The sequence below is a fragment of the Streptomyces daliensis genome (assembly GCF_054782395.1).
In genome coordinates, this window is sequence record NZ_BAAGSO010000119.1 from 55,127 (window position 1) to 74,858 (window position 19,732).

Consider the following 19,732-nt stretch of genomic DNA (forward strand, 5'->3'; position numbering starts at 1 on the left):
CGAAAGCCGACAACGAGACCTTCACGCCGAGGAGACACCCCACCCCGGCACCGGACACCCACCACCCACGCGCCCCACACGGCCACCGTCGGACACCAAGAATCACGCGGCGCCAGCCGCGACGCACCGGTCCATACGCCGCGCCGTAGCCACCCGCCCGCACCCGGCGACGAAACCCCAAGACGCACCCAGCGACACCCTCGCCGGGCGACGGCGCCAAAAAGTTGTGGGCAATCGTCCCGCAGGCGGGACGGGTGGGCACAACCCGTGCCACCGGCCCGCAACACGCGAACGAAACCCCAAAGGGGCACCCACAACAGGCGCACCCCCACCAGAAACACGCACCCCGTGTGACCATCACCCCGCACCCCGTGAAGCGGCACAGCCCGGTGAAGGGGCAACCCCCCGTTTCCTTTTCCTGACGCACCCCGCGAAGGGGACCCGTTCGGGGGGTTGATGTGACGTGAACACGTCGTCACTCTGTTACCTGTCGCCCGTCGGGAGGAAACCTGGCGTCGGCAGCATGAAACTCTCCGCTCCACTCAACTTCCCCCCACACCAAGGGAGTTCGTATGCAACGCATGCGCCGCAAGCTCTACGCGCGTCGACGGAGGCCGGCCCTCGTCGCCCTGTTCGCCGCCCTCTTCGCGGGTCTGCTGATGTTCACCACCGGCGCTCCGGCGGCCCAGGCGGAACCGCCCACCCCGCCCTCCGCCTCCGAGGCGAAGACGATGCTCGGCGGGCTGTCCGAGGAGGCGGAAGGTTCCTCCGACGGTTACAGCCGCGACAAGTTCCCCCACTGGATCGACCAGGGCAGCGGCTGCAACACGCGGGAGGCCGTGCTGAAGCGGGACGGCGAGGGCGTCGAGACGGGCAGCGACTGCTACCCGACCAGCGGTAGCTGGACCAGCCCGTACGACGGCGAGACCTGGACCGACCCCTCCGACGTGGACATCGACCACGTCGTCCCGCTCGCGGAGGCCTGGCGCTCCGGCGCGTCGGGCTGGACCCAGTCCGAACGCCAGGCCCTGGCCAACGACCTGGACACGGCCCAGCTCCTCGCCGTCACGGACAACGTCAACCAGTCGAAGGGCGACAAGGACCCGGCCGAGTGGATGCCCTCGAAGACGGGCTACCACTGCCAGTACGCCCGCATGTGGATCTGGGTCAAGGACACCCACGGCATGACGGTCGACTCGGCGGAGAAGTCCGCGCTTACGGAGGCACTGGGCACGTGCTGATCGCTGCGCTCGGCTGAAGGGGTGGGGCGGCGGTGCGCTCGGCTGTGGCGGCGCCGCCCGACCCCTGGCCGCGCGGGCCCTCAGGTGGCCTGGTCGATCGGGCCGAGCAGCCAGTTCCCGGCGGCCTTCGGGTCGGCGCTCAGGTAGAACTCGGTGATGGCTGACCTGAATTCAGCGTGGCTTAGTGCACCGTCGCCGTCCTGGTCGAGCAGCCGGAACGCCGCCTCGGAGTGGACCGGAGGAATCCCCAGAGCGTCGTACATCCGGACGTACTCCGCCTGGCTCAGCATTCCGCTTCCGTCGGTGTCCAGCGCCCGCATCAGCGCGTCGGCGATCGCCAGCACGGCTTCCTCGAAGTGCCGGGGGTCGGTCACGTTGGTCTCCATGACCGTGATGAACTCCTGCCTGGAGATCTGCCCGCTTCCGTCGGAGTCGCCGTGGGCGAGGAGTAACTGCCACCACGTCTCGAAGGCGTTCCGCATCGCCGACGCGTTCTCCTTGTCGCCCGCACGCGCCAGACCGGCGAACAGCTCGGCCATCCCTTGCAGGTCGTCGTGGGTGAGCAGCCCGTCCCCGTTCTGGTCGAACCAGCGGAAGAGGGTGCTGAACTTCTGGGCCTTCACGTCCTCCGTCATGCGTGCTCCTTTTCCAGGTCGTCGCATCTGGTGACGGGCGTGGCGGGAGCCTGCCAGAGCCAATGACCGCGCCCCCCGGAAACGCTAGGAGCGCGGGGGCCGGAGGCCCAGGGCAGTTGAGGCCGTTCTTCTCCTTCGCCTTGGCAGGACCCGGCGTGGGGCCCCGGCACGGGGTCCGGGTGCCGGGCGCCGTCGCGCCCACGCCGGGAGATGAGGCCCGTCCCCTGGACCGCTGCCGACGGTTTCCCCAGGAGACGGGGGTCTTATGAGGTCACGTCGCGCGGAGACACGGTGACCAGTTGGAGCGTGCGTCCGCCGACGAGGGGTGCGGTGAGGATGACGGTGCGTCCCTCGTGTGCCAGAGCCTTGCCGATACGGGCATGGCGGGCGTGCCACCAGCGCCGGGGGGCGAGGAGGGTGGACACGCAGTCGCGGGGTTCGCCGTCCACCGTGAGGCGTTCGCCCTTCTCGCGCAGGCGCAGGGGGTGGCAGGCGTGGGCGGTCAGGAGGGTGGCCATGTTTCCCTCCATGATCTCGACGACCTGCCCGGAGGGCATCCAGCGCGGGTAGGTGGTGAGGAAGGCGGTGCCATGGGGGAGTTCGTACATGAGGCGCACGGCCCGGTCCTGGATGCGGCGCATCACGAAGCGCGCCTGCTGGCCTTCCAGAACGGCGACGGGGAAGCCTGCGGTGGTGGCCCAGCCGTGGGGGTCGTAGAAGACATCCTCGGGGTCGGCGGGGATGAGAACGGTGTGGTCAGGAGGCACAGGGTTGCTCCAGGTCGGGGGTCAGGGTGTGCGCACCACGCGCAGGACGACGGGTGCCGGTTCGGCGTCCGGCTCGGGTTCGGTGTCGGTGCGGCGTTTTCCGGCGCCGGAGAGGACGGCGATGGCGCGGGCCAACTCCTCACCCGTCACGGCGATGCGGTCCAGCGCGCGTCCGGCGTACCAGCGGTGGCGGTCACACAGGAACAGCGGCCGGTAGTAGGGGCTCGCCCCCGCGGTGACGTGTTCGCGTACGTCTCCCTCGTGCGCCGTGTCCTCGATGCCGCATTCGTGCTCGGGCTCGGTCACCGTGCCGCCTCCGGGTTCCGGGCGCGGGCCTCGTCCTCGGCGGCGATGTCGGCCGCGCACCCGTCACACACCTTCACGGGAACGATGCGCGTGCGCGTCTGCGGGCTCGCACCCCGTTCGTCGCCGGAGTACAGGTCGAGGACAACCTGCGTGCCGGGGGCCCGGCGGCAGCGGAAGCAGAGCGCGGCGGCCCGTCGCGCGCAGTCGTCGCAGAGCTTCACCGGAACGGTGCGCGGGGCCGCCTCGCCCCTGGGCAGAACGTAGATCTCCACCGCGCCCGGCCGCTGGCGGCAACGGCCGCAGCGCGCGCTCATCGCTGGGCCCCGCTCTCGTGCTCGCGGGGCCCGTGCTCGGCGAGGATCACGGCGTCGAGCACCACGTACAGCAACCGTGCGTCGGTGAGCCCGTGCTCCGCCCACCCCCGCACCCAGTGCGTGAAGGCCGACCGCGTGCACCAGCCAGGCGGAACCGTCACATGCTGCGCAACGCTGAGCAGTTGCACACACGTGGCCTCGGGCACGACCCACCCCTGCGTCGTGCCGGGCGGCACCAGCCAGATGAGCCGGTGCCCGTACGGATCGCAGATGACCGCCCCCGACTCACGGCCGAGCCGCGCCAGCACCCGATCCCCCAGATACGACGGGACGACCACCGCCTCCCAGTGGACTCCGGCGGGCAGTAACTCGGCGGCCACTCCCGTGGGCGGTGCCCACGGCGGTGTACTCGTCAGAGCCTTCATCGGGACGCCCCTGCCTCGGAGAGAGACAGGTCGGTAGTCTTCGGCACGTTGACGCTCCTCTACAGCGTTGGCCACGCCCCCGGGCCGTTCGCGCGGTCGCGGGGGTCTTGTCTGAGCAGCCATCACATCTCGGGTGATCCAACGAGGAAAGAGCTCAGAGGGGGGCCAGGAGGGGGCCAGGAGGGGGCCAGGCTGTCGGAGGAGGGGGCCGCGAGTGCATACGGGCGAGTGCGCGGTCCCGCCCCGCGCCGACTGCTCGCGCGGTTCGGGACCGCAGCTCACTCGCAGGAAGAAACCGAGACGGCCCAGACCGATCCTGTCGTCGGCGTGCCCGTCGCACCATGCCCACGGAGCGGGCCGCAGGAGGGGCTGCGGAGGTGAGGCTCAGGGGGCGGTCGTGGCACCGTGCGCGGCTGTGATGCGCTCCAGCTCGGCGACCAGATTGAAGTCGAGCGCGGTGACGACGGCGCCCGCCGTGTAGGTGGTGATGCTGAACGTCAGCGTCTGCCAGCGCAGGTCGACGTCGGGGTGGTGCTGGAGCCGCTGTGCGGTCTCGGCCATCTCGTTGATGACGGTGATGCTCGTGTAGTAGTCGAGCTGGTAGGTCTTGGAGATGCGGCGGGTGTCGCCGCTCCATCCGTCCCAGCGTGCGAGGTGCTCGCGGACCTGGTCCTCTGTCAGCGGGTCGCGCTCTGCCATGGTGGTGCCCCTTCACTCGTGGGCGGTCAGGCCGATACTGCCGAGCAACTCGTGGGCGCGGCGGCCGGGCCCGTCGTGCTGCCATGGCGACAACGCGGCGGCGGCCGTCCGTACTTCCCGGCGCAGCCGGGCGGATTCGACCTCGGCCACGACCTCGATCGCCGCCTCCAGCGCGATGACCGCTTCCTCCGGCCGCCGGGCGGCGGCCAGCGACCGCGCGTACCGGGCGGTGAAGACACCACTGTTGCGGCGGGACGCGGAGCCTTGGACCTGGTCCCACAAGCGCACCGCTTCGGCCCCGAGACCGAGACGCGTGTAGCAGGTGGCGCGCTGGATCTCCAGGTATGAGGAAGTATGGGGGGCGTTGCCCCAGCCGTAGGGGTCGTCCATCTGGTCGATCAGTGGAAGCGCGCTGTCGAGGGCGTGGTCGACGGCCGCGCGGTCGCCGAGCAAGGCGTGCCCGTGCGCGGCCTGCTGGAGTGCCTGGACGCGGACCTTGGCGCACAGGCCGTTTCCTTCCAGGGCCGCGGTGGCCATCTCCACCGTGGTGGGGCCGTCTCCGATGTCCGTGTCCAGCATCGCGCGGTTGGCCAGTGCGTGGGCGACCAGTTGGGCATCGTGGGCGCGGTGGGAGAGTTCCAGCGTGCGGACGCTCCAAGCGGCGGCCCGACTCATCTGTCCGGCATCCTGGCAGAGCCAGGTGGCCAGCCCGGACCAAGCCGCGGCTGTCTGCCACAACTCCCGGCGCACCGAGCCGGTGGCCCGGCCTGCCACGTGTTCCAGCACTTTGAACTGCGCTGTGACAGTGGCGCGGTGCCGCGGGCCCTGCACGGCGTCCTCTCTCCAGTGCCCGTCCAGACGGTCGCGGAAGTAGTCGACGGCCTCGGGCGGCACGGGCGAGTTGGGGCTCACTGGCAGTGCGGACAGCGCGAGGCCGCCACTGTCGGTCAGGAAGGTACGCCGGTCGATCGCCATGCCCACGTCCACTTCGAGATCGGCCAGGACCGCGTCGATCGGGTCCGTGACGCCCGTCAGCTCATCGGAGGACATTCCGAGAGCCCCCGCGATGAACGGTAACCAGTCGACAGGGCGGCGCCCACCGTGCTCGTAGCGTTTGATCTCGGTGCGGGTGAGTCCTCCGGATGCCAGTCCGGCGAGTAGATTCGCCCGCCTGGCCAGGGCGTTCTGGCTCAGGCCGAGGGCGATGGTGCGGGCGCCCGTGGGCTGCGGCGTCGGCAGGGAGTGGGCGCCGTCCGTCGCGGAGGCGGCCGGGTGGGCGGGAGGGTCTGGACGGTTGGACCGGAAGCATGGCCGGTCGGCCGAGGCGGAGCCGGAACGCGCGCGGCTAGCGTCCTTCTCGGCAGGTGACCCCACGGAACCCCACGGAACCCCGCGGAACCTCACAGAACCCCCACGGAGAGGAATGCCCGATGGACCAGCGCACGTCAGAGCGCAGCGCCGGCGCGACCACCGAGTTCGAGAGGGACGTCTTCACGCTGTTGCTGGAGACCGTACGCACGGTGGCCAAGCAGGAACGCGACGACATCGGTACGGAGAGCCTGCTGAGCGCACTCGTGGCGGGCGACTCCGCCGCGGGTTCCGCGATCGCCCCCGGCATGAAGGCCGCGGGCACCCTCGGCGGTTCGATCGGCGTCCGGGGGACAGCCGTGTGGATCAGCGACGACGCGGGTGACGGCACGGCGGGGAGCCCGGACGACGAGCGGGAGGTCGACGCGTTCTGGCGAGAGGTCCTGCACGAGGAGGCCAAGAGGCTGCGCTGGAAGAACCGGAAGAAGGCGGACGACGAGCGCGGCAGCCTTGAACTCCCGCCGATGACCGGCGCGTTGCGGGCGTGTCTGCGCAAGGCGCTGGAGGCCGCGCGGGAGGAGGGCAGCATCTCCGTGCGCGTCCGCCATGTGGCGCGCGCACTGGTCGAGCTGCCCGACACACGTGCCCGCGAGGCGTTGGTGGTGGAGAAGCTGGACGTCGCGGCTGCCACGGCCGCGCTCGACGCGTTGCGCGGGAGCGACGAGACGCCCGAGCCCGGCCCGGTGCTGGTGCTGCGCAAGGCGGGGACCTTCGGGAAGAGCGGCAATCCGCTGGCCCGGAAGTTCTTCGCCTGGATATTCGGGGGCGGCGCCGGATTCGGCTCCGCGGTCGTGGGCGTGGTGGGCACGGAGGCGCGACGCGCTGCGGTGCGGCGCGGGGTGCCGGAGCAGGAGCCCGTCGACATACTGCTGGGCATCCTGGGGCTGGACCGGGCGCTGACGGTCGCGGGGCGTGAGCTGCCCGAGAAGCTGACGGGCGCGAACCAGGGGGCGGAACTCCTGCGCCGGTACGGCGTACGGCAGGATGCTGTCGCCCGGGTGCTGCTGCCCACCACCGGGGTCGCGGCGGGGGAGCCCCCGGAGATCCGCGGCGGCGCCGACTTCGAACGCAGGCTCCTGCACGTCACAGAGTTCACCGCCTCCGCCCAGGACTCGCCGACGGTCGGCACGACCCACCTGCTGGCCGCGCTGCTCGACGAGACCGGTACGGACGCGGAGTCCGCGGCGGAGATCGAGCGTGTGCTGACCGAGGCGGGCGCCGACGTCGCCGGGCTGCGGGCCGAGCCAGAGCTGCGGGTTCCGGGAGGCGCCGCACGAAGTGCCTGACGCTGATGTCGCGGCGGTTCGCCGACGCGTACGACGAGAGCGCCTGAGCATCGGTGGAGAACGGCACCTGCACGGAGCAGCACGGCGCCGCGCAGAGCCGCACGCAGCCACACGGAGGAAGAGACCATGAGCCCGGCAGTGCGACCGCGACCGCGACTGCGGCCCCGCCCCTGGAAGCGGGTGCGCGGCGAGACCGTCGCGATCCGGGAGGCGGTGCGCGCCGCGCCCCGGCGGACGGTCGTCACCGAGTCCGTACTCGCCGGACTGGTCCTGCTGTGCTCGCTCGTACCGGTGCCACTGACCCCGGCGCCCCACCCGGTGACGGCGACCCTCCTGGGAGTGTGGACGGCGCTGCTCGTGCCCGCGCGGCGGAGGTACCCGGCCCTCACGGTGCTGGGCTGCGTGCCGGTGGCCGCCGGGGACAACGTGTGGGCGGCGGCGGTGGTGCCGTACGTCGTGTGGTCCGCCGTGCGCCGCATCGCCCCCGCACGGCGCGCCTGGGCGGTGGTCGGGGCAAGCTGCGTCGGTGTCGTGCTCGTGCTGCTCGCCGCCCAGTCCCTCACCGGGCTCCCGGAGATGCCGTATCTGGCGGGCGGCCTCGGCATGGGCGCGCTGTTCATCCTGCTGCCCGCGCTGTCCGGGCTGATGCTGGCGCGTCGCCGCCCGCTGACGCGGCTGCTGCGGGAACGCAACGCCTACCTCGAACACGCCCGCTTCCTCACCGACGAGGCGGCCCGCATGGAGGAACGGGCGCGCATAGCCGCCGAGATGCACGATCTGCTCGGTCACCGCATCAGCCTCATCTCGGTGCACGCCGGAGCCCTCCAACTCGCCGCCGAACGCCAGGCGCCCCCGCTGGCAGCGCAGGCCGGACTTCTGCACACCACCGCCGGAACGGCCATGGAGGAGCTGCGCGGCATCCTCGGCGTCCTCCGTCACCAGTCCGGCGACGACACCGGCGAGCGGGGGACCCGCGAGGATCTCTCGGCCCTGGTCGCGGCTTCCCGCAGCGCGGGGGTCGACGCCGAACTGCGCTGGGAGGCGACCGGGCCGACGGAAGCGGAAGCGCGCACCAGGCAGGCCGTCCACCGCGTCACCCGCGAAGGACTCACCAACGCGCTGAAGCACGCGTCCGGCGCGCCCGTGCGCGTCACGTTCCACGACGAAGGGGACACGGTGGTGGTCGCCGTCGTCAACGGCGCCCCGCCGGTGCCCCGCTCGCCCGGGGGCGGGAGCCGCAGCGGACTCGTCGGCCTCCAGGAGAGGATCAGCCTGCTCGGCGGCACCCTCCACGCCGGACCGCGTCCGGAGGGCGGCTTCGCCCTTTCCGCGCGGATACCCGTCCGGCCCGAATCGCCGCCCGTGCCCACCGCCGCGCCGAGGTCGGTGTCCGACGGGTCCGACGGGTCCCACGCGTTCGACGAGTTCGACGGGACGGGCTCCCGCCCCCCGCTGCCCACGGATGTCCTCACCTGGCCCCGCCTCCTGGGCGGCGGCTGCGCGGCACTGCTGGTGCTGCTGCCGACGATCGGCGGCACCATCGCCCTGCTGATCATGGCGGTTCTGCGCTGAGTTCTAGACTGAGCCGATGATCCGAGTCCTGATCGCCGACAACGAGGCATTGATGCGTGCCGGTATCAGGCTGATCCTGGAGAACGCCGACGAGGTCCGCGTCGTGGCCGAGGCACAGGACGCCCGTGCGGCCGTCGAAGCCTGCCGTGCCCACCCCGTCGACGTCGCCCTCCTCGACATCCGGATGCCCGGGGACGGCATCAGCGCCCTCGCCGAGATCATCCGGCACTCGTCCCGCACCCGGGTGGTGATGCTGACGGCCTTCGGCGAGGAACAGACCGTTGCCTCAGCGCTGCGCGCCGGAGCCCACGGCTATCTCCTCAAGGACACGGGTCCGCGCGACCTCATCGACGCCGTACGCCGCGCCGCCGCCGGAGAACCCGTCCTCGCCCCGCAGGTCACCCGTCAACTGGTCGAATTCCGGGCCAGGTCGGGGCATGGCAGCGAAGCCGCCGCACGTCGGATCGCGGATCTGACACCGGCCGAACGCGACGTCCTCCGGCTGCTGGGCACCGGCCTCTCGAACGCCGGGATCGCCGCACAGCTCCACCTCAGCTCCGGCACGGTCAAGGCCCACATCAGCAGCATCCTCACCCGCACCGACTGCACCAACCGCGTCCAGGCGGCGGTACTGGCGCAGGAGGCGGGCCTGCTCGCCCCGGGCGGACACCTCGACGCATGACGGCCGGGCTGTCCCGGCACGGGTGCCCCGGCACGGGGTCCGGGTGCCGGTCGCCGTCGCACCCACGCCGGGACGTGGGGCCCGTCCCCTGGACCGCTGCCGACGGTTTCCCCAGGAGACGGGGGCTTTATGGGGCGGGTGCGACGGTGGTCAGTTGGAGCCCGCGTCCGCCGACGAGGGGTGCGGTGAGGATGACGGTGCGGCCCTCGTGTGCCAGGGCCTTGCCGATACGGGTGTGGCGGGCCTGCCACCAATGCCGGGGCGCGAGGAGGGTGGACAGGCAGTCGCGGGCCTCCCCGTCTACGGCGATCCGCTCGCCCTTCTCGCGCAGGCGCAGGGGTTGCTCCAGATCGGTGGTGGGTGGGGGTCACGGTGCGCGCACCACACGCAGGGCGGGTGGTGGTTCGTCACCCGGCTCGGGCTCGACGGGTTCGGTGTCGGTGCGGTGTTTGCCTGCGCCGGTGAAGACGGTGATGGCGCGGGCGACGGTCTCGCCAGTGACGTGGGCGCGGATCGCGGCGAGGGGGAGGTAGGCGCCGTGCCGGGGGCAGAGCCACACTGGTTCGTGCCACGGGTAGCGCGCTGTGGGCAGGTAGCGCACGACAGGGCCCACGTGGCGGTCGCCCTCCACCTCACACTGGGGGCGGCTCACCGGTCCGCCGCCATGCTCGCGGCACGGGCCTCGTCCTCGGCGATCGTCTTCGCGCAGCCGTCGCAGACCTTCACGGGGACGGTGCGCGTACGCGTCTGCGGGCTCTCGCCCCGCTCATCACCCGAGTACAGCTCAAGGACAACCTGCGTACCGGGCGCCTGGCGGCAACGGAAACAGCGCTCGGCGGCCCGCCGCGCACACTCCTCGCAGATCCGCACAGGAACAGTGCGCGGGCCTGCCCCGTCCCCGGACATGACGTAGATCTCCACCGTGCCCGGCCGCTGGCGGCAACGGACGCAACGCGGGCTCACCGCCCGGCTCCGCTCTCGTGCGCGCGGGGCCCGTGTTCGGCACGGATCACCGCATCCAGCACCACGTACAGCAAGCGCGCATCCGTCAGCCCGTGCGGGTCCCAGCCTCGCACCCAGTGTGTGAAGGACGACCGCGTGCACCAGCCGGGCGGAACCGTCACATGCTGCGTGACGCTGAGCAGTTGCACCCACGAGGTCTCGGGGATGCTCCACCCGGCTGTTGTGCCGGGCGGCACCAGCCAGGTCAGACGGTGCCCGTACGGGTCACGGATCACAGCCCCCGACTCCCGGCCGAGCCGCGCCAGCGCCCGATCCCCCAGATATGCCGGGACGATGGCCGCGTCCCAAAACACTCCGGCAGGCAGTAACTCGGCGGCCACCCCCGTGGGCGGTGTCCACGGGCGCGTGGGCGAGTCTGCGATGGCGTCCATGACGACCCCTGTAGTCGGCGCGATCAGTTCGCTACCGACCGTAGGGACGCGGGCACAGCCGAGGGGGCACAGATCCTGCCCCCGATGCTGCCGGTTCTCAGGCGGCCAGCACGCCGATCTTCACGGCCAGCTCCGCCGCGCGGCGACGCCGCTCCGGGCTCTTGGCCTCGGTCTCCTCCAGCACGATCCGTCGCGCGTAGCCGTTGTAGCGGATCGTCTCGGGCGCCGCCTCGAACGCCTTGTCCAGTGTGGCGAGCGCGGCTTCGGGCTGCCCGTCGAGCTGGTAGCCGCGTGCCTCTTCGATACGGTGCCGGGCCCGGCGCGGCCGGGACTTGATGGTGGTCGCGTCGGCGGCGGCGGCCTGCCGGACGCTCTCGCCCCCGGCGTGCAGTTCGACCGCGACCGTCACCGCGTGCGCGCCCATGATGGCCCGCGAGAAGCTGGTGACCGGGTGGTAGTAGTCGCCGGGGAGGCGCTGCGCCTTCTTGCGGGCCTTGTCCCACCAGCCCCACGCCGAGCCCGTGTCGCCGCGCCGCGCGGCCGTGTACCCGGCCTCGAACTCCAGCGCGCCGACGATGGCCAGCACATCGTCCGGCGCGTCCGGCAGCAGCGGTTCCAGGTGGGCCAGGGCCGCCAGGGTGACCGCGTCGGCCGCGTCGTAGTGGGTGGCTCCGCTGTCGCGGTGGGCCTGGGCGGTCAGCCAGGCTGCGACGCCGATGGCGTGCGGGTCCTCGGATTCCTGGGCCGCGACCATGCCGCGCTCCGCTACCCGCCACAGGAGGCTGCTGTCGGGCTGGTAGGCGAGGAAGAACTGGGACAGCGCGTACACCTCGGACAGGACCGCTTGCGCCGCCCGGCGATCGAGAGCCGAGTCCGCCTGCCGTACCGCGAGTTGGGCGTCGTGGATCAGATCGGGCAGCAGTTTCCCGATGACTTCCCTGTGGTTCTTCGCCTCGTGGCGGGCCGTCCACGCGCTCGCCAGGCGGGCGGCGAGATGTGCGGGCGCCGGCGCGGCCCGGTCCGTCCCGGCCGGGAACGTGTTCACGGCAGCGGCCACCGCGGGCAGCCGCGCGTGTCCGGGCCCGACGAACAGCATCAGCTCACCATGGGCCGCGTTTCCCGTGAGTTCGGAGAGCGAGCGCACGCGGAGGATCTCGGCGATACGCAGGATCATGGGCAGCTTCGGTGTCTGGAGCCGCCCGTTCTCGATCTGCTTGACCCAGCTCGGTGACATGCCCAGAAGTCCCGCCAGCACGGTGCGGGGTATGCCGCGTCGCTCACGCAGGAGCTGCATCCGCTGACCGAACGCCAGCGGCTCGGCGTACGGGTCCGGGGTGACATCTTCAGACGACACGGCCTTGCCCCTTCTCTGCGCGACTGGACACTGCCAGGGTATGGCGCTGGCCCGTTTCATGGGTGAACTCGTCACACGCACGCGCCGCGCTCCTGAGCGCGCACCCGTCGCCGAGCTGGCAGTATCGATCATCCCCACCTGCGCAGACCTCATCGCTTGCTCCAGCGCAGCATGTACGAAGCGGGCCCTCTCCACACTGGCCCGTACTCGCGAGGTGGTCGCTGGTCACAGGTCGAAGGCGCCCGAGGTGACCGACTGGATCGAGGTGTCCCGCCGATGGAGCTGAAGCACCACACACACGCTGACGCACGAGACGTCCGCTCTCTGCTGCTCGACCTCCACGACACGGCGTACTCCGACAGCACGGACCCGTTCCACTCCCGGGAACGCTTCTCCGGGTACGTGGACCGATGGTCGGCGCGGGAGGACTGGCAGTGCGTGTCAGGGTGGGAGGGCGGTACTCCGGTCGGATATGCCTACGGCTCGAAGTTCAAACCGGGTGGCTGGTGGAAGGGAGCGCGCCGCCCCGAAGGCGTTCGAGGGAAGATCCTGGGCCTGTCGGAGCTGTTGGTCACTCCGCAGTGGCGGGGAAAGGGCCTCTCCCGGATCCTTCACAATGCGCTGCTCGACACCCAGGACATCGACTTCGTGACCCTGCTGGTGGAACAGAGGAAGCCTCGCGTGCAAGCGATGTACGAGAAATGGGGCTACACGCGGAGGGGCGAGGTGGAGCAGTTGGCCGACGCTCCGCCTTATGCGGTCATGGTGCGTGACATGAGGCTGTGAGCCAGTCCCCGCCCGCTTGCTGTACGTGCGCCAGAATCGTCAGGGCCACGCCCTCGCCCAGCCGCCCAGTGATCGGTTCCGTCACATGGACGGCCTCCCCCGCAACCTCCTCCTGGTCACACGGATCTTGCCCGCGTCAGAACCGCGCACCGCACTTGGGCGCGGAGCACGGAGCACGGAGAGAAGCACAGTGCGCGTCACAGCCGTTGGACGGTCGGGACGAAGCAGGACGGCACCGCAGCCGACACCAAGGTCGTCGTCTTCCGGCAGGGCACCACGCTCGCGGGGTTCTCCTCCTTCAACATCGCCTCGGTCTCCCGTGGTGAGGCGTACGAGCAGCCGACCGCGCTCATCGACGCGCAGGCCGCCAAGCTCCGCTGACCCGGACGAGCGCGGTCGGGCCCGCCCCCGCTCAGGACACGGTGCGCAGTTCGTGCGGGGTGTTGTTGAGGCGGCGGGCACCGTCCTCGGTGACGGTGACGATGTCCTCGATACGGACGCCGAAGCGGCCCGGCAGATAGATGCCCGGCTCGATCGAGAAGCACATGCCGGGCACGAGTTCCCGCTGTTCGCCCTCCACCATGTAGGGCGGTTCGTGCGTGGTCAGGCCGATGCCGTGGCCGGTGCGGTGGATGAAGAACTCGCCGTACCCGGCCTCGGTGATCACCGCGCGGGCCACGCGGTCGATCTCCTGGCAGGCGACGCCTGGCCGTACCGCCTCGAACGCGGCCTGCTGCGCGCGGCGCACCACCTCGTGCACCTCCCGCGCCTCCGGTGCGACGTCCTCGCCGACGTGCACGGTACGGGTGGTGTCCGAGCCGTAGCCGTCCTTGAGGCCGCCGAAGTCGAGGACCACCATGTCGCCCTCGGCCATGACGCGCTCCCCCGCCTCGTGGTGCGGGCTGGCGCCGTTCGGGCCCGAGCCGACGACGGTGAAGTCGACCTGGCTGTGCCCGTACTCGCGCAGCAGCGCGGCCAGGTCGGCCGCGATGTCCGTCTCGCGGCGCCCGGCGAAGGGCACGTCGAGGATGCGGCGGTACGTCTCGTCCGCCGCCGCGCCCGCGGCGGCGAGCCGCTCCAGTTCGTCGGCGCCCTTGACGGCGCGCAGCATGGGCAGCGACTCGCTCAGCGCCGTGAACGCGCTGCCCGGCACCACCGCCTGGAGCGCCAGCAGGTGCAGGGCCCAGGCGCCGTCGGAGATCCCGTATCTGCCGTGCGGGCGCAGCCGTGGGGCGACGGCCGCGTACGGGTCGCGGCCGTCGGTCCAGTCGGTGATGTGCGCCGCAGCGGCGCCGGGCGCCGCCTCCGCGTCGGGCCGCTCCAGCGCGGGCACGACCAGCAGCGGATCGGTCTCCGGGGTGAGCACCAGCCCCGTGAAGCGTTCGGTGGCCGCGGTGGGCTGGTAGCCGGTGAGGTGGACGAGGTCGGGACCCGGGGTGACGACGAGCCCGTCCAGCCCCTCCCGGCTCGCGGCCTCCACCGCGCGGCGCATGCGGTGCGCGAAGTCCTCCAGGGTGAACGGCGTCGGCGACGGCATGGGGGCGGCTCCCAGGTGCGGTTCGAGGGGTGGTGACCGACGTCAGTCTGCCGTCACGGGGCGGCGGACACGAGGCATTAAAACGGCGACGTCGGAATAGGCGCCCCGCGCCCGCCGTTCCCCCACCGATGACCGATTCGTCCCGCGACGCGCGTCACGACGCACGTCATGACGCGCCTCGCGACGCGACCGTACGCGAACGGCTGGCCGCCGAGCGCGCGGGCACGCACGCGCAGATCGCGGCGCTGAGCCGGGACTTCGACGCGATCGTCGAGGCGAACGCGCTGGTAGCCGTCGACGACGAGCACGACCCGGAGGGGTCGAGCACCGCCTTCGAGCGGGCCCACGTCGCCGCCATGCTCAGGCAGGCCCGGGAGAAGCTGGCGGCGCTGGACCTCGCACTCGAAAGGCTGGAGCGCGGCGACTACGGGCGGTGCGAGGGGTGCGGCGAGCCCATTCCCGCCGAGCGCCTTGAGGCGCGGCCGACGGCGCGGACCTGCGTGCGCTGCGCCGCAGCGCGCCCCTGACGCCCCGGTCCCGGCCCCGGCCCCGGGAAGCGCGCCCCGCGTGACGTGCGCTTCGCCACATACCGCCCCACATCCCGCGTTCCTCGTGCGGGAAACTCGCCGTACGCGCCCGACGTTCCGTACGGTGCGGGACGACAGAGGGAGGACTCCATGGTCGGGCTGCGCCTGGGACCGCTGCTGCGGTATGTGGACGAGGACACGGCGACGGTGTGGGTCGAGACGGCAGGCCCCTGTGAGGCCGAGGTGCGCTGCGACGGCACGACGGCGGGCGGCAGCGCCCGCACGTGGCACGTGGCGGGGCACCACTACGCGCTGGTCACGGTCGTCGGCCTGGAGCCGGGCACCGAGACCCCGTACCGCGTGCTGCTCGACGGCGAAGAGGTCTGGCCCCTGCCTCCGCCGGCCGCCGGAGCCGGATCCGGGGGCACCGGCACCGCGTTCCCGCCCAGCACCATCCGTACGCCCGCGCCCGACACCACAGAGCTGACGCTCGCCTTCGGCTCGTGCCGCTGGGCCGCGCGCCCCGCCGACAGCTCACACGACCCCGTGGGCCCTGACGCGCTCGACGCGCTCGCGCAGCGGGCCATCGCGAGCGGGGGCAGCGCCCGCCCGGACGTGCTGGTGCTCCTGGGCGATCAGGTTTACGCGGACGAGACGTCAGAAGCGGTCAGGGAGAAGCTGGCGCGGGGGCGAGATCTGAGCGAGCCGCCCTGGGACCAGGTCGCGGACTACGAGGAGTACACCGAGCTGTACTACGAGTCCTGGCTGGACCCCGAGGTGCGCTGGCTGCTGTCCACCGTGCCCAGTTGCATGATCTTCGACGACCACGACGTGATCGACGACTGGAACACCAGCGAGAGCTGGCAGCGCGACATCCGCGCCACGAGCTGGTGGCGCGAGCGCATCCTCGGCGGCCTCACCTCCTACTGGGTGCACCAGCACCTGGGCAACCTCTCCCCCGGCGAGCTGGCCGAGGACCCGCTGTTCGCGTCCGTACGGGCCGCGGAGGACGGCGCCGAACCGCTGCGGAAGTTCGCCGAGCACGCCGACGCCGATCCGGTGAACGTGCGCTGGAGCTACCGCCGTGACTTCGGCAGGGTGCGGCTGCTGATGGCGGACACCCGCGCCGCGCGCGTCCTGCCCGAGCGGGAGCGCGCCATGATCGACGCGCGCGAGATGGCGTGGCTGCGCGAGCAGGCCCTCCCGCGCGACCCGGGCGGCTCCGGCGAACCCGGCGATCCCGGCGAGTACGACCACCTCCTCATCGGCACCTCCCTCCCCTGGCTGCTGCCGCCCGCGATCCACGGCGCCGAGGAGTGGATCACGGCGCTGTGCGGGGGCGCACGGGGTCCACGCTGGGCGCGGCTCGGCGAGCGACTGCGCCGCGCCGCCGACCTGGAGCACTGGGCCGCCTTCCCGCGCTCCTTCGAGGCGCTGACGGACCTGGTCAAGGAGGTCGCGACGGGCCCTGGCGCGCCCGCGACGGTGTGCGTACTGTCCGGCGACGTGCACCACGCGTACATAGCCGAGCCCCGCTTCCCCGACGCGGAAGGGGAACCGGAAGCGGAGCCGGGAGCGGGGGCGGGGGCAGGACGGAGCGCCCCCGCACGCGTGGTCCAGCTCACCTGCTCGCCGATGCACAACAGCATCCCCGCCTTCATGCGGGCCGGTTTCCGCTTCGGCTGGAGCGGCGCCGGGCGCCGCCTGGGCAGGGCGTTCGCGCGGCACGGGCGCGTCCCGCGCCCCTCGCTGAAGTGGCGGCGCACGGGCGGGCCGTGGTTCGGCAACCAGCTCATGACGCTGGCACTGAGCGGCCGGGGCGCGGAACTGGCGCTGGACCAGGCCCGCGCCGGTGACGTGGACGCGGGCACGGCGACGGGCGCGGGAGGCCCCGCGCATCCCGCGCCCAGGGCCGTCACGTCCCGTTCCTGGCTGGAGCGGGTGCACACCCGCGCCCTGGCCTCCCCCGCCCCTTCCCCCACCTCGCTCGCCGAGTGAGCAATCCCACACCGGACGGGGATGTTCCGGAGTAGGGGGTGACGGCGAGGGGCTGAGCGGCATGATGGTGCGCACTTCACCGCCCCGCGCGTCGCAAACGCCCCAGGAGAGAACACGTGGCCCAGCACCACGCCATAGCCGTCGTCGGCGCAGGACCACGCGGAACGAGCCTGGTGGAGCGGCTCTGCGCCTCCGTACCCGAACTCCTCGCACCCGGCGACCGGCTGACCGTCCACGTCATCGATCCAGATCCGCCGGGCGCCGGCCGGGTGTGGCGCACGGCGCAGTCGGGCGAGCTGCTGATGAACACCGTCGCGTCCCAGGTGACGCTGTTCACCGACGACAGCGTCGAGGCGGAGGGGCCGATACGCCCGGGGCCGAGCCTCTACGAGTGGTACGCGCGGATCGCGCCGGGGCGGCTCGGCCCCGACGACTACCCGACGCGCGCCCTCTACGGCGCCTATCTGGAGTGGGTCTTCGCCGAAACACTCCGCACCGCGCCCGAAGCGGTGACCGTACGGACCCACGCGGCGCGGGCGATCCGCCTCACGGAAACGGCACCCGCACCGGAACGGGAAGCGGGACCGGAACCGGAACCGGCGGCGTCGGCTTCGCCGGGCGGCGCCGCAGCCCCCGCTCCCGGCACCCAGCGGCTCGACCTCTCCGACGGCACACACCTCTCCGGCCTCTCCGCCGTCCTCCTCGCGCAGGGCCACCTCCCCACCGCCCCGGACGCGCGGGAGCGCCGCCTCGCCGCGTACGCCCGCGAACACGGCCTGACCTACCTCCCGCCCGGCAACCCGGCCGATCTGACCGCCGAGCTGGACACCCTCGCGCCCGGTGCACCGGTGCTGCTGCGCGGGCTCGGCCTCAACTTCTTCGACCACATGGCCCTGTTGACCCTCGGCCGCGGCGGCCGTTTCACCCCCGCCCCCGCGGGCGGGCTCCGCTACCTCCCCTCCGGCCGCGAACCCCGCCTCTACGCGGGCTCGCGGCGCGGCGTCCCGTACCACGCGCGCGGCGACAACGAGAAGGGCGCGCACGGGCGTCACACACCCCTCCTGCTGACCGCCGACGTGATCGAGCGCTTCCGCAAGCGCGCCGACGCGGGCGACCCGCCGGACTTCCTGACCGAGGTGTGGCCCCTCGTCGCGAAGGAGGTCGAGACGGTCTACTACGAGACACTCCTCGCCGCCGAAGCGCCCGGTTTCCGCCCTCGCTTCCTCGACGTCGCGCACGGGAGCGCCGAGGAGGACGCGCTGCTGACGGAGTACGGCATACCCGGAGCGTCGCGCTGGGACTGGCGGTCCGTCTCCCACCCGCACGCGCGCCGCGGCTTCACGGGCCCTGACGACTTCACCCACTGGCTGCTGGACGCGCTGCGCGAGGACGTCGCCCAGGCGCGGCTCGGCAACGTACGCGGCCCCGTGAAGGCCGCGCTCGACGTCCTGCGCGACCTGCGCAACGAGCTGCGCCAGATCGTCGACCACGCCGGGCTGGCGGGCACGTCGCGCCGCGAACACCTCGACCGCTGGTACACGCCGCTCAACGCCTTCCTCTCCATCGGCCCGCCCCGCCGCCGCATCGAGGAGATGGCGGCGCTGATCGAGGCGGGCGTGCTGCGGATCGTCGGCCCGGGGATGGAGGTCTCGACGGCGGAGGCGGAAGCGGAGGCAGAAGCGGGCACGGGCGCCTTCGTGGCGCGCTCGCCTGCCGTTCCCGGCTCGCGGGTCGTGGCCGGGGCGCTGATCGAGGCCCGGCTGCCCGAGCCCGACCTGCGCCGGACCGCCGATCCGCTGCTGGCCGGTCTGCTGCGCGCGGGCGCGTGCCGCCCGCATCTGGCGGACGGCTACGAGACGGGCGGCCTGGACGTGACGCGGCGCCCGTACCGGCTCGTCGACGCGCGGGGGCGTGCCCATCCGTACCGGTTCGCCGTGGGGGTGCCGACGGAGGGGGTGCACTGGGTGACGGCAGCGGGGGCGCGTCCCGGGGTCAACTCCGTGACGCTGACGGACACCGACGCCGTGGCCCGCGCGGCGCTGCTGTCACTGGGGCATCGGAAGGTGTCCCATGCACAGGTGGTTGAGCTTACAAGTATTGATAGGTAATCCTTAACCTGCGGCGATGGATTCTCCGTCCATGGTTCTTCATCGCTGGTTCTTCATCGCCGGTTCTCCATCGATCGGTTTCTTCATCGCCCGGTTCTCCGTCGTTCGGTTCTCCGTCCCCAGACCGAAGGAGCCACCTCCATGTCCGCATCCGCGCCGCTGTCCCCAGCAGCCTCAGCGCACTCCTCGCCCAACTCCGCCCGGTCCGCCGACCCCGCCCTGGGCCCGCTCGCCCGGTTCGGCGCGACAGCCCAGCCGTACGTCATCGCCGGGTTCCGTGCCGTCGTCGGCGGCCTCTTCGCCTGCCACGGCGCCTCCAAGCTCTTCGGCGTCATGGGCGGTGCGATGGGCTCGCAGGGCGGGACCGTGCCCCAGTTCACCTGGCCAGGCTGGTACGCCGCGGTCATCGAACTCGTCTGCGGCCTGCTCGTACTGACCGGCCTCGGCACCCGCGCCGCCGCGCTGCTCGCCTCGGGTTCCATGGCCTACGCGTACTTCAAGGTCCACCAGCCCGAGGCACTGTGGCCCATCCAGAACCAGGGTGAACTGGCCGCCGTCTTCTGCTGGGCCTTCTTCCTGCTCATCTTCACGGGGCCCGGCGCCCTCGCCCTCGACGGCCTCTTCTCCCGTAAGGGCCGCGCTGAGCGCGCGGCCCGTACGGGTCGCGCGGCGGCCTGACGGACAGAGGGCACGCGGACGGGTGGGGCGCCCACCTCACCCGTCCGCACCTGCG

At 72.2% G+C, this 19,732-nt stretch carries 21 protein-coding genes; 9 read left to right on the forward strand and 12 right to left on the reverse strand.

Going from position 1 to position 19,732, the window contains the following annotated elements:
* Nucleotides 1-572 precede the first annotated feature (572 nt).
* Nucleotides 573-1,241, forward strand: a complete 669-nt coding sequence (locus ACYVOO_RS33685; RefSeq protein WP_461019522.1) for an HNH endonuclease family protein — start codon at nucleotides 573-575, stop codon at nucleotides 1,239-1,241.
* A gap of 80 nt (nucleotides 1,242-1,321) precedes the next feature.
* Here the strand turns inward: ACYVOO_RS33685 and ACYVOO_RS33690 are convergent, their stop codons facing one another.
* From ACYVOO_RS33690 to ACYVOO_RS33720, 7 genes are all read right to left on the reverse strand, one after another.
* The gene (locus ACYVOO_RS33690; protein ID WP_461019523.1) at nucleotides 1,322-1,876 is read right to left on the reverse strand and encodes an EF-hand domain-containing protein; all 555 of its coding nucleotides are present in this window, start codon (nucleotides 1,874-1,876) and stop codon (nucleotides 1,322-1,324) included.
* A 263-nt stretch (nucleotides 1,877-2,139) separates the two neighbouring features.
* Nucleotides 2,140-2,643 carry a hypothetical protein gene (locus tag ACYVOO_RS33695; protein ID WP_461019524.1) on the reverse strand — a complete coding sequence of 168 codons (504 nt, stop codon included), beginning with the start codon at nucleotides 2,641-2,643 and terminating at the stop codon, nucleotides 2,140-2,142.
* Between the two features lie 21 nt (nucleotides 2,644-2,664).
* Entirely contained in the window at nucleotides 2,665-2,949 is a 285-nt protein-coding gene (locus ACYVOO_RS33700; protein WP_461019525.1) for a hypothetical protein, read from the reverse strand.
* The gene (locus tag ACYVOO_RS33705; RefSeq protein WP_461019526.1) at nucleotides 2,946-3,263 is read right to left on the reverse strand and encodes a hypothetical protein; all 318 of its coding nucleotides are present in this window, start codon (nucleotides 3,261-3,263) and stop codon (nucleotides 2,946-2,948) included. Before ACYVOO_RS33705 ends, ACYVOO_RS33700 begins: the two co-directional genes overlap by 4 nt.
* Complete coding sequence (locus ACYVOO_RS33710; RefSeq protein ID WP_461019527.1) at nucleotides 3,260-3,688, reverse strand: hypothetical protein; 429 nt, start codon at nucleotides 3,686-3,688, stop codon at nucleotides 3,260-3,262. Before ACYVOO_RS33710 ends, ACYVOO_RS33705 begins: the two co-directional genes overlap by 4 nt.
* Nucleotides 3,689-4,072: 384 nt before the next feature.
* Nucleotides 4,073-4,387, reverse strand: coding sequence for a 4a-hydroxytetrahydrobiopterin dehydratase (locus tag ACYVOO_RS33715; protein WP_461019528.1), 315 nt, complete (start codon nucleotides 4,385-4,387; stop codon nucleotides 4,073-4,075).
* Nucleotides 4,388-4,399: 12 nt separating this feature from the next.
* Nucleotides 4,400-5,761, reverse strand: a complete 1,362-nt coding sequence (locus ACYVOO_RS33720; RefSeq protein ID WP_461019529.1) for a helix-turn-helix domain-containing protein — start codon at nucleotides 5,759-5,761, stop codon at nucleotides 4,400-4,402.
* A gap of 56 nt (nucleotides 5,762-5,817) precedes the next feature.
* Here ACYVOO_RS33720 and ACYVOO_RS33725 point away from each other — a divergent pair, with 56 nt between their 5' ends.
* The 3 genes from ACYVOO_RS33725 to ACYVOO_RS33735 all read left to right on the forward strand — a co-directional run bounded on the left by ACYVOO_RS33725 (nucleotide 5,818) and on the right by ACYVOO_RS33735 (nucleotide 9,295).
* Nucleotides 5,818-7,041 (forward strand): Clp protease N-terminal domain-containing protein, encoded by a 1,224-nt coding sequence (locus tag ACYVOO_RS33725; RefSeq protein WP_461019530.1) that lies wholly within the window; start codon nucleotides 5,818-5,820, stop codon nucleotides 7,039-7,041.
* Between the two features lie 126 nt (nucleotides 7,042-7,167).
* Nucleotides 7,168-8,613, forward strand: coding sequence for a sensor histidine kinase (locus ACYVOO_RS33730; protein ID WP_461019531.1), 1,446 nt, complete (start codon nucleotides 7,168-7,170; stop codon nucleotides 8,611-8,613).
* Between the two features lie 16 nt (nucleotides 8,614-8,629).
* The gene (locus tag ACYVOO_RS33735; RefSeq protein WP_461019532.1) at nucleotides 8,630-9,295 is read left to right on the forward strand and encodes a response regulator; all 666 of its coding nucleotides are present in this window, start codon (nucleotides 8,630-8,632) and stop codon (nucleotides 9,293-9,295) included.
* 367 nt (nucleotides 9,296-9,662) lie between these two features.
* On the opposite strand, the gene ACYVOO_RS33740 is transcribed toward ACYVOO_RS33735, so the two are convergent.
* The 4 genes from ACYVOO_RS33740 to ACYVOO_RS33755 all read right to left on the reverse strand — a co-directional run bounded on the left by ACYVOO_RS33740 (nucleotide 9,663) and on the right by ACYVOO_RS33755 (nucleotide 12,043).
* On the reverse strand, nucleotides 9,663-9,947 hold the full coding sequence (locus tag ACYVOO_RS33740; protein WP_461019533.1) for a hypothetical protein: 285 nt from the start codon (nucleotides 9,945-9,947) through the stop codon (nucleotides 9,663-9,665).
* Nucleotides 9,944-10,201: a hypothetical protein gene (locus ACYVOO_RS33745; RefSeq protein WP_461019534.1), complete on the reverse strand. Its 258-nt coding sequence runs from the start codon at nucleotides 10,199-10,201 to the stop codon at nucleotides 9,944-9,946. Before ACYVOO_RS33745 ends, ACYVOO_RS33740 begins: the two co-directional genes overlap by 4 nt.
* Before the next feature lie 53 nt (nucleotides 10,202-10,254).
* Nucleotides 10,255-10,689: a hypothetical protein gene (locus tag ACYVOO_RS33750; RefSeq protein WP_461019535.1), complete on the reverse strand. Its 435-nt coding sequence runs from the start codon at nucleotides 10,687-10,689 to the stop codon at nucleotides 10,255-10,257.
* Between the two features lie 97 nt (nucleotides 10,690-10,786).
* Nucleotides 10,787-12,043, reverse strand: a complete 1,257-nt coding sequence (locus ACYVOO_RS33755) for a helix-turn-helix domain-containing protein (protein ID WP_461019536.1) — start codon at nucleotides 12,041-12,043, stop codon at nucleotides 10,787-10,789.
* Nucleotides 12,044-12,319: 276 nt separating this feature from the next.
* On the opposite strand from ACYVOO_RS33755, the gene ACYVOO_RS33760 reads away from it, so the two are divergent.
* The gene (locus tag ACYVOO_RS33760) at nucleotides 12,320-12,829 is read left to right on the forward strand and encodes a GNAT family N-acetyltransferase (RefSeq protein WP_461019537.1); all 510 of its coding nucleotides are present in this window, start codon (nucleotides 12,320-12,322) and stop codon (nucleotides 12,827-12,829) included.
* A 412-nt stretch (nucleotides 12,830-13,241) separates the two neighbouring features.
* Here the strand turns inward: ACYVOO_RS33760 and ACYVOO_RS33765 are convergent, their stop codons facing one another.
* Nucleotides 13,242-14,366 carry an aminopeptidase P family protein gene (locus ACYVOO_RS33765; RefSeq protein WP_461019538.1) on the reverse strand — a complete coding sequence of 375 codons (1,125 nt, stop codon included), beginning with the start codon at nucleotides 14,364-14,366 and terminating at the stop codon, nucleotides 13,242-13,244.
* A 128-nt stretch (nucleotides 14,367-14,494) separates the two neighbouring features.
* On the opposite strand from ACYVOO_RS33765, the gene ACYVOO_RS33770 reads away from it, so the two are divergent.
* The 4 genes from ACYVOO_RS33770 to ACYVOO_RS33785 all read left to right on the forward strand — a co-directional run bounded on the left by ACYVOO_RS33770 (nucleotide 14,495) and on the right by ACYVOO_RS33785 (nucleotide 19,677).
* Nucleotides 14,495-14,893 carry a TraR/DksA family transcriptional regulator gene (locus ACYVOO_RS33770; RefSeq protein WP_461019539.1) on the forward strand — a complete coding sequence of 133 codons (399 nt, stop codon included), beginning with the start codon at nucleotides 14,495-14,497 and terminating at the stop codon, nucleotides 14,891-14,893.
* Between the two features lie 150 nt (nucleotides 14,894-15,043).
* Nucleotides 15,044-16,891 carry an alkaline phosphatase D family protein gene (locus ACYVOO_RS33775; protein WP_461019540.1) on the forward strand — a complete coding sequence of 616 codons (1,848 nt, stop codon included), beginning with the start codon at nucleotides 15,044-15,046 and terminating at the stop codon, nucleotides 16,889-16,891.
* A gap of 116 nt (nucleotides 16,892-17,007) precedes the next feature.
* A complete protein-coding gene (locus tag ACYVOO_RS33780; RefSeq protein WP_461019541.1) occupies nucleotides 17,008-18,999 on the forward strand; it encodes an FAD/NAD(P)-binding protein in 1,992 nt (663 codons plus the stop codon).
* Nucleotides 19,000-19,140: 141 nt separating this feature from the next.
* A complete protein-coding gene (locus ACYVOO_RS33785) occupies nucleotides 19,141-19,677 on the forward strand; it encodes a DoxX family protein (protein ID WP_461019542.1) in 537 nt (178 codons plus the stop codon).
* The last annotated feature ends 55 nt before the right edge of the window (nucleotides 19,678-19,732 follow it).

What these genes read in the sequence shown, in the direction of transcription:
- ACYVOO_RS33730 (WP_461019531.1), top strand. Translation starts at nt 7,168, where the DNA reads ATGAGCCCGGCAGTGCGACCGCGACCGCGACTGCGGCCCCGCCCCTGG.
- ACYVOO_RS33750 (WP_461019535.1), bottom strand. Translation starts at nt 10,689, where the DNA reads ATGGACGCCATCGCAGACTCGCCCACGCGCCCGTGGACACCGCCCACG.
- ACYVOO_RS33745 (WP_461019534.1), bottom strand. Translation starts at nt 10,201, where the DNA reads ATGTCCGGGGACGGGGCAGGCCCGCGCACTGTTCCTGTGCGGATCTGC.
- ACYVOO_RS33705 (WP_461019526.1), bottom strand. Translation starts at nt 3,263, where the DNA reads ATGAGCGCGCGCTGCGGCCGTTGCCGCCAGCGGCCGGGCGCGGTGGAG.
- ACYVOO_RS33770 (WP_461019539.1), top strand. Translation starts at nt 14,495, where the DNA reads ATGACCGATTCGTCCCGCGACGCGCGTCACGACGCACGTCATGACGCG.
- ACYVOO_RS33765 (WP_461019538.1), bottom strand. Translation starts at nt 14,366, where the DNA reads ATGCCGTCGCCGACGCCGTTCACCCTGGAGGACTTCGCGCACCGCATG.
- ACYVOO_RS33775 (WP_461019540.1), top strand. Translation starts at nt 15,044, where the DNA reads ATGGTCGGGCTGCGCCTGGGACCGCTGCTGCGGTATGTGGACGAGGAC.
- ACYVOO_RS33690 (WP_461019523.1), bottom strand. Translation starts at nt 1,876, where the DNA reads ATGACGGAGGACGTGAAGGCCCAGAAGTTCAGCACCCTCTTCCGCTGG.
- ACYVOO_RS33685 (WP_461019522.1), top strand. Translation starts at nt 573, where the DNA reads ATGCAACGCATGCGCCGCAAGCTCTACGCGCGTCGACGGAGGCCGGCC.
- ACYVOO_RS33710 (WP_461019527.1), bottom strand. Translation starts at nt 3,688, where the DNA reads ATGAAGGCTCTGACGAGTACACCGCCGTGGGCACCGCCCACGGGAGTG.
- ACYVOO_RS33760 (WP_461019537.1), top strand. Translation starts at nt 12,320, where the DNA reads ATGGAGCTGAAGCACCACACACACGCTGACGCACGAGACGTCCGCTCT.
- ACYVOO_RS33785 (WP_461019542.1), top strand. Translation starts at nt 19,141, where the DNA reads ATGTCCGCATCCGCGCCGCTGTCCCCAGCAGCCTCAGCGCACTCCTCG.
- ACYVOO_RS33715 (WP_461019528.1), bottom strand. Translation starts at nt 4,387, where the DNA reads ATGGCAGAGCGCGACCCGCTGACAGAGGACCAGGTCCGCGAGCACCTC.
- ACYVOO_RS33735 (WP_461019532.1), top strand. Translation starts at nt 8,630, where the DNA reads ATGATCCGAGTCCTGATCGCCGACAACGAGGCATTGATGCGTGCCGGT.
- ACYVOO_RS33725 (WP_461019530.1), top strand. Translation starts at nt 5,818, where the DNA reads ATGGACCAGCGCACGTCAGAGCGCAGCGCCGGCGCGACCACCGAGTTC.